Raw genomic sequence first — 17,154 nt, 5'->3', positions numbered from 1 at the left:
GAACCCACCGGGTTTGTTATACCACAAAAGGAGGATGGGGAGATGAGCAGGAACAGGGACGCCGTAATTGTCTCGGCAGTAAGGACAGCCATCGGCCGGCAGGGAGGAGCGCTTGCCTCCGTACCAGCCCATGTGTTTGGCGCAGAAGTAATCAAGGAAGCAGTTAAACGGGCAGGAGTTGACCCGGAACAAATTGATGATGTGATTTTTGGGAACGTCTTAAGCGGGGGAGGCAATATTGCCAGGCTTACGGCCCTTCAAACCGGGCTTTCCATTAACATCCCAGGCTTAACCGTGGACCGCCAGTGCGGATCAGGCATCAATGCCATAAATCTTGCTGCCATGGCAATCAAGGCCGGTGATGGGGACATTTATGTTGCCGGAGGGACGGAAAGCATGAGCCGGGCACCGTACCTTATGGAGCGGCCGGAAAAAGCCTACAGCGCAGCTCCTCCGAAATTCAGGAAGTCACAGCTGTCACCATCGGAAATTGGCGATCCTCCAATGGGAATCACAGCCGAAAACCTTGTGGAAAAATATAATATTACCCGTGAAGAACAAGACCAGTTTGCCCTGCAAAGCCAGCAGCGTATGGCAAGAGCGATGGAAGAGGGACGCTTTGCAGAACAAGTCGTGCCCATCACCATTCCCGTGCGAAAAGGCGATCCAATAATTTTTCAAACAGATGAGCATCCAAGACCGGAAACAACAATCGAAGGCTTATCAAGGCTGCAGCCAGCTTTTCTGAAAGGCGGGACCGTCACGGCGGGAAGTTCATCAGGATTGAATGATGCGGCTTCTGCGTTGGTAATCATGTCGCGAGAGAAGGCGGAGCAGCTCGGTGTCCAGCCATTGGCCGCTGTGAAAGCTTATTCCATTGCCGGTGTTGATCCGAACATCATGGGGATTGGACCGGTTCCTGCAACCCAAAAGGTATTGGAGCAGTCGGGACTTGGCCTGGAGGACATGGATATTATTGAAATAAATGAGGCATTTGCAGCACAGGTTCTTGCCTGCAACCGTGAGCTGAAGATGGACCTGGAAAAAGTAAATGTCAATGGCGGCGCAATTGCCCATGGACATCCACTTGGAGCAACTGGCGCGATTATCACTACAAAAGCTGTTTATGAACTGAAGCGTACCGGCGGGAAATATGCCCTCATTACAGCCTGCATTGGCGGTGGGCAGGGAATTGCGACCATTATTGAAAATGAAAAGTAAAGGCTTTGGAACGGGAAGGGTGCCGACTGTAAGCACCCCTCCCCTTTTGGGAATTTACGGATGCGAGCAAGGGGTACTGTACAATGAAAAATAAAATTATTGAAACTAGTATCCAATTATTTGACAGAAAAGGGTATTCGGCTACCTCGATAAAGGATATCGTCGAGAAGATGGACGTGACCAAGGGGACATTTTATTACTATTTTAGCAGCAAACAAGATTTGCTTAGGGACATTCATCTGGATTATATAGAAAACTTAATCTCCCGGCAGGAGGATATTTTAAGGAACACAGATAAAGACTGCACAGAGAAATTGTACGGAATTATTCACATGGTTATTAGCAATATTGGAACAAAAAGGGAGAGTGCCCGTATATTTTTCCGGGAGATGAGGCACTTGAGCGACAAGCATATTGAAGAAATCACAAGCAAGCGCAACCTGTTCCGTAAAAACTACCAGCAGCTGATTGAAACCGGAATCAGCCTTGGAGAATTTAAAAGCAGCATTCCTCCGGATATGCTGACCTTTGGAATTCTTGGGATTACCAATTGGAGTTATTACTGGTACAACCCAGAGGGAAACATTGACGAAGAAGAACTGGCCCGGATTTATACAGATATCATCCTGAATGGGGTGAAGAGCCTGGATAAGGCGGGAATCACATTGTAGTATTAACCGAAGATTAGCAACATGCATTTAAAGATTTCTCAATATTCACACTACTAAAATGACAGCGTTTACAATTAAAGGAGGGATATTCATGGGACTGCACCCGCAAGTTCAATTTCTTTTGAAGATGCTGGAATCGAGAGGGCTTCCGCCACTGGAGGAATTAGGTGTTGATGAGGCCAGGAAGGCATTTGAAACTTCAGCCAAACTGATGGCAAAAGCCAAAGTACAGGCCAAAACAGAAGATAGGAAAATAGATGGTTTCAAAGGAGAACTTGCCATCCGGCTATACAGGCCAGAGGGTCATCCTGCTGGAGCATTGGTCTATTATCATGGCGGTGGATGGGKGATTGGAAACATTGAAACCCATGATGCCTTGTGCCACACTGTTGCGGTTGAATCTGGCTGCCTTGTTATTTCGGCCGATTATGGGCTTGCCCCTGAAAACAAATTTCCTGTGCCGGTTGAGGATGCTTACCTGGCTGCCAAGTGGACATATGATCACGCAGGCGAGCTGGGAATCAGGGAGGATTGCATCGCAGTGGGCGGTGACAGTGCGGGGGGCAATTTGGCGGCCGCAGTATGCTATCTCGCAAATGAACGCAACGAGCTTACAATCGCCCACCAGCTGCTTTTATACCCATCAACCGGTTTTGATTATACCGATTCCTACGAAAAATATGGAGAAGGCTACTATTTGAACAAGTCAACCATGGCCTGGTTCAGGGAACAGTATTTAGCCGGTCCTGAGGATACCCTGAATCCACTGGCTGCACCTATGCTGATCCCCGATGAGGCAGTTGGAAAGCTTCCGCCCGCGTATATTATGACCGCAGAGTTCGATCCTTTATCAGATGGGGGAGAACATTATGCGAATAAGCTTAAAAATGCAGGCGTTCCTGTCGTTTATGAATGCTATCCGGGAATGATCCACGGCTTCCTTGGGATGACTGAATTTGTGGAGGATGGAAAAAAGGCGGTATTGGATATTGCAGCACAACTAAAAAACAGATTTGCTGCGGAAGTAATTGACCCAGCATAACGATTATAGAAAAAAGGAGAGATGTTTGCATGTTAAAACTTCACTTTGATCACTGGCCTAAATTGGCTAAATCCTTGACAGTCCCTGAGACCTCTCTCTATAACAACCTCCAGGTCAGTGCCGCCAGGTATCCAGAACATAAGGCAATTTTATACTATGGCCGTGAGATGACATACCGCCAGCTTGACCATGAGGTTAATGCACTTGCAGGGTATCTGCAGGATATGGGGGTGGAAAAGGGAGAAAAGGTCCTGTTGTTTATGCAAAACTCACCGCAATTTGTGATTGGTTTCTATGCAATCCTGCGTGCCGGCGCGGTGGTCGTTCCGATTAATCCCATGCTGACAGCTGAGGAATTATCCTTTTATATCCGTGATGGTGAAATCAGGACAGGCCTTGCCGGCCAGGAACTTTACCAAAAGGTAAAACCCCTTTTAGGCTCCTCTACCCTTGAAAATCTCGTACTCGCGGCTTACTCCGATTATACCGGAGATGATTTCGAAGGAGTTATGCCTCCCGAAGTCCAGTTGCCGCGAGTTGATATCCAGGAGGCTGGACATCATTTGTGGAATCAGGCGCTGGAAGCAAATCTTAAACCGTCAGTACATAGCGCCAAACCCGATGACCTGGCTGTCCTGCCGTATACTTCGGGTACGACAGGGCTTCCAAAAGGCTGCATGCATACAAATCGGACGGTCCAGGCCAATACCGTTGGGGCCAATCATTGGTCAAGCGTGACTCCAAATGCTGTCCACCTCATGTCGCTGCCGCTTTTCCATGTTACCGGTATGGTCCACAGCATGCACATGCCGATATATTCCGGCGGAACAATGGTCATTATGACCCGATGGAGCAGGGACGCAGCCGTGGAGCTGATCAGAAAGAATCAGTGCACGCACTGGGTCGCGATTGCAACGATGATTGTCGATTTCCTTGCCAACCCAAATCTTAAAAAAGAAGATATCGCCTCGCTCCAGTCCATTTCCGGCGGGGGTGCCGCTCTTCCTGAGGCCGTTGGCGAAAAGCTGCATCAATTGACTGGCCTGCGGTTTGTAGAAGGATATGGGCTGTCCGAGACGATTGCCCAGACTCATTTTAACCCGCCAGACAGACCAAAGATGCAGTGTCTGGGAATCCCTTCATTTGATGTGGATGCCAGGGTCATTGAACCGGCAACCGGAAGAGAACTTGGCGTCGGCGAAGTAGGAGAAATCATTGTTTGCGGCCCGCAGGTAATGGTTGGCTACTATAACAGGGATGATGAAAATCGCCAATCGTTCCTGGAGATAGACGGAAAAAGATTTTTCCGGACTGGCGATATTGGGCGATTTGATGAAGAAGGTTATTTCTTCATCGTTGACCGGGTTAAACGAATGATAAATGCCTCCGGCTATAAAGTCTGGCCTACAGAAGTCGAATCCTATCTATATAAGCATCCAGCCATTCAGCAAGCGTGCGTGGTTGGAGTGCCTGACCCGCGGCGCGGTGAATCGGTAAAGGCTTTTATTATTCTGAACGAAGGATATCAAGGCAGGATTTCCGAGGATGAAATTATCGAGTGGGCAAAACAGCATATGGCAGCTTACAAATATCCTCGTGAAGTTGAATTCAGAAGCGAATTTCCGATGACAAGCAGCGGCAAAATCCTCTGGCGCAGGCTTCAGGAAGAGGAGCGGGAAAAAGCCGGCCATCTCTAACAGTTGCTTATTCATCTCATTTATTGAAGGGGGAGAAAAATGGAGATATTGATTCAGCAGCTATTTAACGGCCTTACTATCGGAAGCGTGTACAGTCTGGTCGCACTTGGGCTGACTCTTGTATATGGAATACTGCACATCCCTAATTTCGCCCATGGAGCCCTGTACATGATGGGTGGCTATGTCACCCTGACCATGATGACAAGCCAGGGGCTGCATTACTGGCTGGCCATCGCTGTTTCGGCAATTGTGGTCGGGCTTCTGGCCGTTTTAATGGAAAGGCTCGTGTTTCACCCATTGCGACATGCGCCGCCCATCCACGATAAAATCGCAGCCATTGGCATCCTCCTGTTTCTTGAAGCACTGGCACAGTTTATCTGGGGTGCCGAGTACCAAACAATGGCCTCCCCCTATGGGCAGATTATTAATGTAGCCGGCGTGACCTTGACGATGCAGCGTTTATTGATAATCATCGCTGCAGTGGCCGTCATGATATTCCTCTATGTTTTCCTGAAGAAGACCTACACCGGAGCTACCATCATCGCCATGTCACAAAATCGTGAGGGAGCCAATCTTGTAGGGATCAACACGAATAGAGTGGCGATGCTGACATTCTTGATATCCGGAGCATTGGCCGCGATCGCCTGTTCGATTGCTGCCCCAATCAATCTCGTATTTCCGGGAATGGGGCATCTTGTCATCACCAAAGCCTTTGTCATTATCATTCTGGGAGGAATGGGAAGCATACCCGGAGCGATTGCCGGCGGGTATATCCTTGGCTTTACCGAAAGCCTGGGGGCTACCTATATTTCCAACGATTATAAAGACCTGATTGCGTTTGTCCTGCTTGTCCTTATCCTGACGATTAGGCCAAAAGGGCTGTTTGCAAAGGGGGGGCATTGAGATGGCTGGGTTGTTAAAGCAAAGAAATGTGATTACGGTCATGATTATTTTCGCGGTCGTTTTCCCATTCATTACCGATAATACTTACTTCGTCCATGTCATGACGCTTTCATTTATCTGGATGATCGGTGTCTATGGATTGAATCTTCTGGCAGGTTATACAGGTTATCTGTCTCTGGCGCATGCAGGCTTCTTTGCCATCGGTGCCTATGCCCTTTCGCTGTTGACCACGAAAGCACAGCTGAATTACTGGGTGGCTTTTATTCTTGCTCTCATCATCACCAGCGCTTTGGGGTTGGTTATCGGACTGATCTCTTTGCGGACAAAGGAGCATTTCTTTGCCATCTATACACTCTGTGTGGGTTATATCATCTATCTGGTCATTGATAAGTGGGACAGCCTGACAGGCGGAATCAGGGGCCTGATTGGGATTCCCGGACCAGGGAATATCGGACCGATTGAATTCACTACCCCTATATCGAATTACTATTTAGTGCTGTTCTTCTTGCTTTTGACGGTTTTGGTGATGTACCGAATTGTCCACTCGCTGACTGGAAGGACGTTTATCGCAATCCGCAACAGTGAGGATTTGGCACAGACAATCGGGATTTCGACCATGAAGAACAAACTGCTGGTATTCGTCATTTCTACCTTTTTCGCTGGTCTTTCCGGCGCATTGTACGCATCGTTCATCCGGTTTATCGGCCCGGACATCGGTTATATTTCGATAACGTTTGATTTGCTGACGTATTTGCTTGTAGGGGGTATCGGAACGCTTTCTGGGCCGATTGTCGGTACTGTACTCATCGTCTGGGTTTCGCAGCAGCTGCAATTTTTGCAGGACTACAGAATGCTTATTTTCGGGCCTGTCCTTACCCTTCTGGTTATCTTTTACCCAAGAGGGATTGTCGGCGGAATTGCCGAATCCATGACGAAACGGAAACAGAAGAAAAAAGCCCGGGAAGAGCAGCTGGTCATGGCAAAGGAAAGTGTCGCTGCCACTGCTGCTTCAAACGAAAACAGGTAAGGGGGAAGACATATGTTCTTGGAGACGAAGAATTTGACTAAGAAATTCGGCGGCCTCGTTGCTGTCAATAATGTTGATTTTTCCATCGAAAAAGGAAAAATCAACGCGATCATCGGTCCTAATGGAGCAGGAAAGTCAACCTTCTTTAACCTGATAAGCGGCTTTCATCCTCCAAGTTCCGGTCAGGTGATTTTTAAGGGGAAGGATATTACCAGGCTTCCTTCCAACAAGATTGCTGAACTGGGAGTGGCCCGCACCTTCCAGACGACCAATCTGTTTGACCAGGCAACCGTCCTGGATAATGTGATCGTGGGGCACCGGCTGAGAACCAAATCAAATTTGCTGGACGCTATTTTCAGGACCAAACGCCTTAAATCGGAAGAAAAGCAATGCAGGGATAAGGCGATTGAGGTTCTGGAGTTTGCAGGGTTGACAAGCACAGCGTATAAATTGGCCGGAAGCCTGTCCCAGGAAGAAAAAAAGCGCGTCGCGTTTGCCCTCGCCCTGGCTACCGATCCCGAGATAGTGTTTCTTGATGAGCCGGCAGCAGGGGTCAACCCGGATGAAACCGAGGGGCTCGCGGCACTCATGGAGAAAATGGTGTCAGCAGGAATTACCGTTTGCCTGATTGAGCACAAGATGCAGATGATCATGAAGCTGGCCGATAAAATTATGGTATTGAACTATGGCGAAAAGATTGCCGAAGGTACACCAGCAGAAATCAGGAATGATGAAATGGTGATCAAAGCATATCTGGGGGGAAGCGCGATTGCTTAAAATTAATCATGTTAGTGTAAAATACGGCAGTTTCACAGCAATCCGCGACATCAATATCGAAGTGGAAGAAGGCTCGATTGTCGTCCTGCTGGGGGCCAATGGCGCAGGCAAAAGCACCACATTCAATACGGTGAGCGGACTTAACCGGCCGATTCAGGGGGAAGTGGTCTTTGAAGGAAACCGGATTGACAAGATGTCACCCGACCGGATTGTGAAGGCGGGAATCGCCCAATGTGCGGAAGGCAGGAAACTGTTTCCTGCGATGAGCGTCTATGAAAATCTGAAAATGGGCGGCTATGTCCATCGCAGGCATCGGGATCAAATCAAAAAAACAATGGACCATGTATTCGAGCTGTTTCCAATCCTTGAAGAGAAAAAAGACGACCCGGCARGTTCCCTGAGCGGAGGGCAGCAGCAAATGGTTGCGATTGGCCGCGCTTTAATGGCAAGGCCGAAGCTGATGATGCTTGATGAACCTTCTATCGGGCTGGCTCCCTTGATTGTGGAACAAATGTTTGAAGTCATCCAGCAAATCAACAAGGAAGGAACAACTATCCTGCTGGCTGAACAGAATGCCAACGCTGCCCTGAAAATCGCGACGAAAGGATATGTGTTTGAAAGTGGTTCCGTGGTAGTCGAAGGGACATCCGAAGAATTGTTTACCAATGATGAAGTCAGAAAGGCTTATATTGGAGCATAGGTGCCTTCTGTCCATGAAAGGAGGTGGTCAGGGGAAGTTGAAGCCCGCTTACCTAAGATATTTTACTATGACAATAAAAAACTAGGGGGAAACGAAATGAGGAAAGGTAAGTTTCAATTTGCAGCAGTCATTCTGATGGCATTCATGCTCCTGTTGGCTGCATGCAGCGGCGGCGGAACAAAAGAGCCGGCCTCCGGTGGAGAAACAAAAGGGGAGGATACTGGCTCGGGAGATGCTGAGAACGTCAATATTGGCTATACGGGACCGCTAAGCGGACCAGCAGCATTCTATGGGGAGCGCACTTTGAACGGCATTAAAATGGCTGCAGAAGAAGTGAATGAAGCTGGAGGCTTTGAAATTGACGGAAAGAAATACAAATTGAACATTGTTTCTCTCGACGATAAATATTTGCCAAATGAAGCTGGATCAAATGCAAAACGTTTGCTTCAGGAGCATAAGACACCAATCGTCTTTACTCCTCACAGCGGCGGTGTATTTGCGATGCAGGTCTTCAACCAGCAGGACAATTTCCTGATCGGTGCCTATACGAGTGAACCAAAAATCACGGAGTCCGGAAACGAACTGACAGTAAGGATCCCGCCGCGTTATGACGGCTACCTGGCTCCGTTCACCAAATATTCAATGGAACGCTTCGGCAAAAAGATCGCCTTCCTGCCAACAGCGTCCCAATATGGAAAGGATTGGGCTGAAAAGCTTGAACCATTCTGGAAAGAGCAGGGCGGTAAAGTCGTTTATAACACTTCCATCGATTTCACGAAGGATACTGACTTCTTTACGATCATCACCAATGCTTTGAAAGAAAAGCCTGATGTATTGTTCATTGGCGGAGCTTCAGAACCTACAGCCAAGGTGGCCAAACAGGCGCGTGAACTGGGCTTTGAGGGCGGCTTCATCATCATGGACCAGGCAAAGCTTGATGAAATGAAGCGTGTGACAGGCACATATGAATTGCTCGAAGGTTCAATCGGCGTCATGCCTCTTGTTGATTCCGACGAGGCGGCTGTTCCTGATTTCGTAAAGCGCTATAATGAAAAATATGGAGAAGACCCAGGATCGGAAGCGGGATTGAACTATATTGGAATGCATGTATTTGTGGAAGCGATGAAAGCGGCCAAGTCCGTGGATGATCCTCATAAAATCCGTGACCATATGCAGGATGGCCTTGATAATCTTGCTGATGACAAGAAAATCTATGACATCCCTGCCATTGGAGATGATGGCGGCTTTGAAGCCGAACTGGTTGTGGGCGCCGTAGAAGAAGGAAAAATCGTTCCTATACCAGTCAAGTAAAACAAGACTTTCTTTTCTTATCATTACCCCTTAAGCCTGTTCCCGTATGGGAATGGGCTTTTTTTGAAATCATAAGACAATTCATAATAAACTTAGTTTTACAATTGTAAAAATAACGTTTTACAAAATTGCATTTACGTCGTAAACTGAGAAAGTGCTTCCAAAACATAATATCCAAGGTGATGTAGTTGGAAAAAGATCAAAAGCTTGAGAAAGTCATTGAAGCCGCCAAACTTTATTATTTGCTGGATTTGAACCAAAGCGACATAGCCAAAAAGCTAGGCGTATCCAGGCCTACGGTGTCCAGGCTCCTTCAGCAGGCAAAAAGCGAAGGCATTGTCCAGATAAAAATTAATGATCCCACCGAACAGGTTGAAAAATTGTCTCAGGAGCTGGAAGAAAAATTTCAGCTGAAAAAAGCAATCGTCGTTTCCATTCCCCAATATGAGGATAACCTTATTAAAAACTATTTGGGAGGCGCCGGGGCGGCCTATTTAAATGATGTTGTTAAAGATGGAGACATTATCGGCGTAACCTGGGGAACCACGCTCTATCATCTGGCAATAGAGCTGAAACAAAAGTTTGTCAGGGATGTAAAGGTGGTACAGTTAAAGGGTGGTGTAAGCCACTCGGAAACAAACACCTATGCCTCTGAAATTCTTTACTTGTTTGGAAAAGCCTTTAACTGCACTCCGCACCATCTTCCGCTCCCAGCGATTGTAGACCATGAAGTGGTCAAAAGGGCGATGGAAGCCGATCGGCATATCCGCAGCGTTCTTGATTTGGGAAAAAAGGCGAATATTGCTGTTTTTACAATCGGTCAAGTGAAAGCGGATTCGCTTTTATTTCAGCTTGGTTATTTTACGGAAGCCGATATCCAGTCTCTGTCACGAAATTCTGCAGGAGACATTTGCTCCCGTTTCTTTGACTCGGACGGCGAAATTTGCAATCATGACCTAAACGAAAGGACTTTGGGCATCGGTCTTGACGATTTAAAGGCAAAAGAGCAGAGCATCCTTGTTGCCGGAGGGGCAAATAAAATCAATGGGATCTATGGAGCCTTAATGGGCAAGTATGCCAATTGCCTGATTACCGACCAGTTTACAGCAAGATTCCTGTTGGACAAGCTGGAAAAGAGCGATAAGATTTAGGGCTTTACCAAAGGCTGATACAAAAAAACAGCCGGGAAAAGTATATTTCTGTTGAACATTCTACAAGATATTACAGAGGTGAAAAAAGTGAATTATTTATGGGGTTTACTTGGAATTTTAACTGTGTTTGCAATTGCTTACCTATTCTCCACCAATCGAAAGGCCATTAGCCCTAGAACCGTATTTGGAGGACTGGCTATACAGTTCATTTTTGCATTTATCGTTTTGAAGTGGGAAACAGGACGGGAAATACTGAAAACTGTTTCATTAGGAGTTTCAGAAATCATTGATTACTCAAACGAAGGTGTGAACTTCCTTTTTGGAGGGTTGTTCCAGGCTGAAAATATTGGGTTTATCTTTGCTTTCCAAGTGTTGACGGTCATTATCTTCTTCTCGTCCCTGATTTCCATTTTGTATTATTTAGGTATTATGCAGTGGGTCATTAAGATTCTGGGAGGAGGACTCGCAAAACTGCTAGGTACCAGCAATGCTGAATCATTATCTGCAGCTGCCAATATTTTCGTCGGCCAAACAGAAGCCCCGCTAGTCATCAAGCCGTATATCAAAACATTGACAAAGTCTGAATTGTTTGCGGTTATGGTAGGCGGCCTGGCCTCTGTTGCTGGATCTGTGTTAATAGGCTACTCCTTGCTGGGAGTGCCACTAGAATATTTGCTGGCGGCAAGTTTTATGGCTGCTCCGGCGGGCTTGATCCTCGCCAAAATCATGGTTCCAGAGACCGAACAGCCTATTGCGGCAGGAGAAATTAAGGTTGAGGAAGATAAGGGAGGCACCAATGTCATTGATGCGGCGGCAAACGGAGCCTCGGTTGGTCTACAGCTGGCATTGAATGTTGGGGCCATGCTACTTGCGTTTATCGCATTAATTGCATTGGTTAACGGAATTCTTGGAGGGATTACAGGACTCTTTGGCATTGAGGGCGTAACACTCGAAACTATCCTAGGCTTTGTGTTTGCTCCATTGGCCTTTGTAGTTGGCGTTCCATGGGACGAAGCGGTCAGGGCCGGAGGTTATATCGGGCAGAAACTTGTTCTGAATGAATTCGTTGCCTACGCTTCTTTTGCGCCGGATATTCCGGAACTTTCCGAGAAAACTGTAGCGGTTATCAGCTTTGCCTTGTGTGGATTTGCAAACATTTCCTCTTTGGGAATTTTGCTTGGAGGACTCGGAAACCTGGCGCCAGAACGCCGCGGGGACATTGCCCGCCTTGGAGTGCGTGCAGTTGCTGCCGGTATGCTGGCATCATTGTTGAGCGCAGCCATTGCAGGAATGTTATTCTAAACACAAAACAGCCTGTCACATTAGTGTGACAGGCTGTTTTTTTTATACTTGGTAAACTTACCTTAAAACATTAAAATATCTTGCTTCCGGATGGGAGAAAACGATGGCAGACACCGATGCCTCCGGATCCATCATGCAGCCGTCGGTAAGCTGGATGCCGATGTCTTCGGGCTGGATCAGCTTAAACAGCTTTTTCTGGTCCTCAAGGTCCGGGCAGGCCGGATACCCGAAGGAAAACCTCTGGCCAGGGTACTTGGCAGTAAAGCGGTCCTTCATCGTCATGCTTGGCGGATCCGGGAATCCCCAGCGGTCACGTATTTGGCGGTGGATCAGCTCGGCGAAGCCTTCTGCTGTTTCCAGGGCCAGTGACTGCAGCGCATGGTTTTCAAGGAAACGGCCTTCTTCCTTCAGCTTTTCAGCAGCCTGGCGGATTCCGCTTCCGGCTGTAACAGCAAAGAATCCGACGTAATCCATTTCTTTATCTGCCACAGGCCGCAAGAAATCGGAAAGGCATAGACCAGGGGCGCTTTCCTGGCGCGGGAAATCAAAGGTTTCCATGATTTTTCCTGTTCCTTGCGGATCGTAAATATGAATTTTGTTTCCGTCTGATTGTGCAGGGAAGAATTGATACACCGCTTTAGGAGCAATCCATCCATTGGATTTTGCTTCAGCGATTAGTCCCTGGACTACTTCATAGACTTTTAAGGCTTTCTCATCTCCCTCGGCAAGCAGCTTTTCAATTTTCCCCTTTACGCCCAGATGGTGGCCGATCAGCATTTGCATATTGATATAGGGTTCAATATGGTCAAGGGAATAGGACGTTAATAAATGCCTTTTTGTATCCTGCGGTACAAATACAGGGGCCTTCTTGACAGCTTTTGGACGTGTCAGGACAGCTGTCGCTGCTCGCGGGCTGCTCAAGGCTGCAGAAGGCTCCGGCATTGACGCCAATTTTTCTCTTTTTTCCACAATCAGCTTCTCAATCTCTCCAGGTTCCTGCAGCTGATTGGCAAGTGATAACCCGTTCATTGCGTCTTTTGCATAGCAGACAAGCCCATCATACTCAGCAGCAATTTTGGTGTCTGTAAACTTCCTTGTCAGTGCTGCGCCTCCGACAAGAATCGGAATATCAATGCCAGCCTGCTTCATGTCATGGGCAGTCAGTACCATTTGCTGAGCTGATTTGACAAGCAGTCCCGACAAACCTACAATATCTGGCTTTTCCTTTTTAATCGTTTCAATTAGAGTATTTGCTGCTACTTTAATACCTAGGTCGATGACTTCATAGCCATTATTGCTGAGGATGATATCCACCAGATTCTTTCCTATATCATGGACATCGCCTTTTACGGTTGCAAGGACGACCTTTCCTTTAGCTGCCGTGGTGTCGTTCGCTTCCATATGCGGCTCCAGAAAAGCAACCGCTGCTTTCATCACTTCTGCGCTTTGCAGCACTTCGGCTACAATAAGCTGGTTTTCGTTGAAGAGGCGGCCAACTTCCTTCATTCCGTCCATTAATGGCCCGTTGATAATATCAAGCGGCGCGCTATAGACTTGCAATGCTTCTTCAAGGTCAGGCAGGAGCCCCTCTTTCGTTCCTTCAACCACATAATAAGCGAGGCGCTCATCAAGGGTCATATCAAGTTTTGCGTTTTTATCTTCTTTTTTCTTGCCGCGGTAGAACTCGGTGAATTTGGCAAGTGTTTCATCGGTCGTATTAAACAGGAGCTCTTCAGCCATTGCGACTTCCTCGCTTGATATTGAAGCAAAGCGCTCAAGCTTTTCTGTGTTTACAATCGCATAGTCAAGACCGGCCTGCGTGCAATGGTAAAGGAAAACAGAGTTCAGGACTTCCCGTCCGACAGGAGGGAGGCCGAATGACACATTGCTAATTCCAAGAATGCTTTGGGTCAACGGGAATTCTTCCTTGATCATCCTGATTCCGTCGACTGTCGCTTTAGCGGAGCCGATGTACTGCTCATCGCCGGTTCCGACAGGAAATACCAATGGATCGAAAATAAGGTCCTGTGGGTTGATTTTGTATTTATCAACCAGAAGCTCATATGAGCGCCTGGCAATTTCCAGCTTTCTTTCTGCGGTGACACCCATTCCTTTTTCATCAATCGTTCCAACGACAACGGCAGCTCCATATTGGTGGACCAGTGGAGCTATTTCCTTAAAGCGTTCTTCGCCATCCTCGAGGTTGATGGAATTGATAATCGCCTTGCCCTGGGAATACTTTAGTGCCTTTTCGATTACTTTTACATCTGTTGAGTCAATGACTAACGGCACTTTCACCTTTTTTACGGCCTCCTGGATAAACTGTTCCATATCAGCCAGTTCGTCTCTGTCCGGGTTGGCAAGGCAGATGTCGATGACATGGGCGCCGTTTTTCACCTGTGCCCTGGCGATTTCTGCTGCTTCCTCTATCTTTCCCTCGGTAATCAGGCGCTTGAATTTACGGGAGCCAATCACATTTGTCCGCTCTCCTACCATGATTGGCCGGAGAGTTGGATCATCGTAGATGAACGGTTCAATACCCGAAACCATATGAGGTGTGCTTGGTTCTTTATCACGTGGGGCATAAGGCTGCATAGCTTGTGCAATGGCCCTGATATGCTCGGGAGTGGTTCCGCAGCAGCCGCCGACAATATTCAGCCAGCCTTCCTGTGCAAAGCCTTCCAGTTTTTGTGCGAGCGTTTCAGGAGTCTCATGATAGAGGCCTTCTTCATCTGGCAATCCGGCATTAGGGTAGCAGCTGACTGCCGAAACTGAAAGATTGGCGAGGGAACGCAAATGATCCTGCATGAACTCCGGCCCTGTGGCACAGTTTAATCCAATCGCAATTGGGTTCATATGTTCAACGGAAATGTAAAAAGCCTCTATCGTCTGTCCTGCAAGCGTGGTTCCCATCGGCTCAATGGTTGCGGAAATCATGAGCGGAACTTCATGCCCTTTTTGTTTGAGTGCATTCTGGATTCCGGTATATGCCGCTTTTACATTCAATAAATCCTGGCTTGTTTCCAGAAGCAAGAGGTCCACTCCGCCATCCAGCAAGCCGCACGCTTGTTCTTCATAGGCGGCTGACAATTGATCGAAAGTCGCACCGCCTGTAACGCTAAGCGTTTTGGTGGTTGGGCCCATTGAACCAGCTACATAGCGGGGCCAATCAGGTGTTGAAAACTGACTGGCGGCCTTCCGGGCAATTTCCGCGGCGACTTTGTTGATTTCGTAGGCTCTATGTCCAAGGTCATAATCATCGAGCACCAGGGAAGTGGCACCAAAAGTATTGGTTTCAACAATGTCGGCGCCAGCTTCGTAATAGGCAAGATGGATCTTTTCGATGACGCCAGGGGAGGTGAGGTTGAGGTTCTCGTTGCAGCCCTCATATTCTTCGCCTCCGAAATCGGCAGCCGTTAAATCCGCCTGCTGAAGCATCGTTCCCATTGCTCCATCCATAATGAGGATTTTTTTCTTAAGCTGTTCAGTTAATGTAGCTTTTTGCATGTAGTTTCCTCCTTGAAAGACCTTCGCTGTATTCATGGGCGAAATGAGCCAGCTCTACTGTCATTTCGTAATTCATGAAAGGGGTAATAAGGTAGATGCCATTAAACAGTTCGGCAGCTGCTTCAATCAGTGACTTTGTTATCGCAATGCCTTCGCGTTTCGACTGGACGGGATCATGCTTAATCGCAGCCAGGCTGTCGAGAATGTCCTGTGAGATTTTAATGCCGGGTACTTCATTATGAAGGAACTCGGCGTTCCGGCTTCCGGTTAAAGGCATCAGGCCAATATATACCGGGGCATCAAGATGTTTTGTTTGTTCATAAACTTCAAGCAGCAGCTTTTCGGAATACACCGGCTGGGTGATAAAGTAATCTGCTCCGCATTTAATCTTTTTTTCCATTCGGGCCACAGCTTTTTCGAGTGACCGGACATTCGGATTGAATGCAGCCGCAATCGAAAATGCACCTTTTTCGCCCAAATCCTTCCCTGAAGGAGAAAGGCCCTGATTGAACTGCTTAATCATTTCAATCAATTCGAAAGATGATACATCAAAAACAGAAGAAGCTCCTGGAAAATCGCCAACCTTGGCAGGGTCACCGGTGATTGCCAGGATGTCGTGCAGCCCAAGTGTATGCAGGCCCATCAGGTGTGACTGAAGACCGATGATGTTTCGGTCCCTGCAGGTAAGGTGGACGAGCGGGCGCAAGCCTATATGTTCCTTTACCCTATGGCCCAAGGCCGAGTTGGATATCCTGGGAGAAGCAAGGGAGTTGTCAGCCAGTGTCACCGCATCGATGCCGGCCGCTTTAAGAGCCTTAGCTCCATCAAAAAACCGCGTTGTATCGAGCTTCCGTGGAGGGTCGAGTTCAACAATAACCGAAGGTCGCTTTTTGACAATTTCCTGAAGCGGAAGCTCCGAACGTTTAAAGGATGAAGGTTCGACAAGTATTTTTTCTGTTTTCCTGACCACTGTTTTTTCGCTGACAGCAGACAATCCCTTAAGCTCTGTCGCAAAAGCCCTGATATGCTCCGGGGATGTTCCGCAGCAGCCGCCAAGAAGCCTTACTCCTTGTTCCCGGAATTCCCTGGCGCATTGTCTGAAATACTCTGCATTGGTTTCAAAGTGAAATTTGCCATCTGTGTAGGATGGGAGACCTGCATTCGGGTAGGCTGATAAATAAGCTTTCTTTGGGATTTCCACCGATTCAAGCGATTTGATCATATGGTGGGGGCCGAGGCGGCAATTGAGTCCGACCAAGTCAGCTCCCAAAGATTCAAGCTGCTCGAAAGCTTCGTTAACAGGCACCCTGTTTTGGGTCATTCCAAGCTCAGGAAGTGTCAGCTGGGCGATGATTGGCAGGTTCGTTTCCTTCCGTGCAATCGCCAAGGCTGTTTGAAGCTCATCAAGATCATAATAGGTTTCAAGGATAATGCCGTCCACACCTTCAAGGAGCAGGCAGTATAATTGCTCCCTGAAGCTCCTTTTAATCTCTTCCATCGGAACCATGCTGGGCCGAAGCCCCCTGTTTCCGCCAATGGTTCCCAAAACGTATGCATCACTGCCTGCAGCCTGGCGGGCAAGCTTCACACCTGCACTATTAATCTCTTTAACCTGTTCTTCCAGGCCGTATCTTTGAAGCTTCAGGTAGTTGGCCGCATAGGTATTGGTTTGAATCAGATCCGCTCCGGCTTCAATATAGGCACGGTGAATCGTGCTAATGTCCTCTCCGTGCGAGAGGTTCAGTTCCTCGAAACAGGTGTCGGTTCCAAAGGAGTGGAGGAGGGTGCCCATGGCGCCGTCCCCAATTAATAGTCCATTTTGTAATTTGCTTAGGAAGCTCATCT

Annotated in this window: 13 protein-coding genes; 11 read left to right on the top strand and 2 right to left on the bottom strand. The window is 47.8% G+C overall.

Annotated elements, in window-relative coordinates; translation table 11 throughout:
- Positions 1 to 42 precede the first annotated feature (42 nt).
- The 11 genes from ADU22_RS20060 to ADU22_RS20010 all read left to right on the top strand — a co-directional run bounded on the left by ADU22_RS20060 (position 43) and on the right by ADU22_RS20010 (position 11,802).
- Positions 43 to 1,221, top strand: a complete 1,179-nt coding sequence (locus ADU22_RS20060; protein ID WP_053363753.1) for a thiolase family protein — start codon at positions 43 to 45, stop codon at positions 1,219 to 1,221.
- Positions 1,222 to 1,304: 83 nt separating this feature from the next.
- Positions 1,305 to 1,892: a TetR/AcrR family transcriptional regulator gene (locus ADU22_RS20055; protein ID WP_053363752.1), complete on the top strand. Its 588-nt coding sequence runs from the start codon at positions 1,305 to 1,307 to the stop codon at positions 1,890 to 1,892.
- A 91-nt stretch (positions 1,893 to 1,983) separates the two neighbouring features.
- Positions 1,984 to 2,934 carry a LipP1 family hormone-sensitive lipase gene (gene lipP1, locus ADU22_RS20050; protein WP_053363751.1) on the top strand — a complete coding sequence of 317 codons (951 nt, stop codon included), beginning with the start codon at positions 1,984 to 1,986 and terminating at the stop codon, positions 2,932 to 2,934.
- A gap of 29 nt (positions 2,935 to 2,963) precedes the next feature.
- A complete protein-coding gene (locus ADU22_RS20045) occupies positions 2,964 to 4,631 on the top strand; it encodes a long-chain fatty acid--CoA ligase (protein ID WP_053363750.1) in 1,668 nt (555 codons plus the stop codon).
- Positions 4,632 to 4,670: 39 nt separating this feature from the next.
- Complete coding sequence (locus ADU22_RS20040) at positions 4,671 to 5,534, top strand: branched-chain amino acid ABC transporter permease (protein WP_053363749.1); 864 nt, start codon at positions 4,671 to 4,673, stop codon at positions 5,532 to 5,534.
- Position 5,535: 1 nt separating this feature from the next.
- Positions 5,536 to 6,561 carry a branched-chain amino acid ABC transporter permease gene (locus tag ADU22_RS20035; RefSeq protein ID WP_053363748.1) on the top strand — a complete coding sequence of 342 codons (1,026 nt, stop codon included), beginning with the start codon at positions 5,536 to 5,538 and terminating at the stop codon, positions 6,559 to 6,561.
- A 12-nt stretch (positions 6,562 to 6,573) separates the two neighbouring features.
- Positions 6,574 to 7,338 carry an ABC transporter ATP-binding protein gene (locus ADU22_RS20030; RefSeq protein WP_053363747.1) on the top strand — a complete coding sequence of 255 codons (765 nt, stop codon included), beginning with the start codon at positions 6,574 to 6,576 and terminating at the stop codon, positions 7,336 to 7,338.
- On the top strand, positions 7,331 to 8,038 hold the full coding sequence (locus ADU22_RS20025) for an ABC transporter ATP-binding protein (RefSeq protein WP_053363746.1): 708 nt from the start codon (positions 7,331 to 7,333) through the stop codon (positions 8,036 to 8,038). The genes ADU22_RS20030 and ADU22_RS20025 overlap by 8 nt, the downstream gene beginning before the upstream one ends.
- A gap of 96 nt (positions 8,039 to 8,134) precedes the next feature.
- Positions 8,135 to 9,349 (top strand): ABC transporter substrate-binding protein, encoded by a 1,215-nt coding sequence (locus ADU22_RS20020; protein WP_053363745.1) that lies wholly within the window; start codon positions 8,135 to 8,137, stop codon positions 9,347 to 9,349.
- Between the two features lie 188 nt (positions 9,350 to 9,537).
- Complete coding sequence (gene deoR, locus ADU22_RS20015; protein WP_053363744.1) at positions 9,538 to 10,500, top strand: DNA-binding transcriptional repressor DeoR; 963 nt, start codon at positions 9,538 to 9,540, stop codon at positions 10,498 to 10,500.
- Between the two features lie 87 nt (positions 10,501 to 10,587).
- The gene (locus ADU22_RS20010; RefSeq protein WP_053363743.1) at positions 10,588 to 11,802 is read left to right on the top strand and encodes a NupC/NupG family nucleoside CNT transporter; all 1,215 of its coding nucleotides are present in this window, start codon (positions 10,588 to 10,590) and stop codon (positions 11,800 to 11,802) included.
- 57 nt (positions 11,803 to 11,859) lie between these two features.
- Here ADU22_RS20010 and metH read toward each other — a convergent pair whose 3' ends face one another.
- Together metH and ADU22_RS20000 are read right to left on the bottom strand one after the other, a co-directional pair.
- A complete protein-coding gene (metH, locus tag ADU22_RS20005; RefSeq protein WP_053363742.1) occupies positions 11,860 to 15,309 on the bottom strand; it encodes a methionine synthase in 3,450 nt (1,149 codons plus the stop codon).
- Positions 15,287 to 17,152, bottom strand: coding sequence for a bifunctional homocysteine S-methyltransferase/methylenetetrahydrofolate reductase (locus tag ADU22_RS20000; protein ID WP_053363741.1), 1,866 nt, complete (start codon positions 17,150 to 17,152; stop codon positions 15,287 to 15,289). The genes metH and ADU22_RS20000 overlap by 23 nt, the downstream gene beginning before the upstream one ends.
- Positions 17,153 to 17,154 lie beyond the last annotated feature (2 nt).

The organism is Bacillus sp. FJAT-27251, assembly GCF_001273925.1.
Taxonomy (GTDB): Bacteria; Bacillota; Bacilli; order Bacillales; family Cytobacillaceae; genus Mesobacillus_B.
This window is presented reverse-complemented; position numbering and strand designations above follow the sequence as displayed.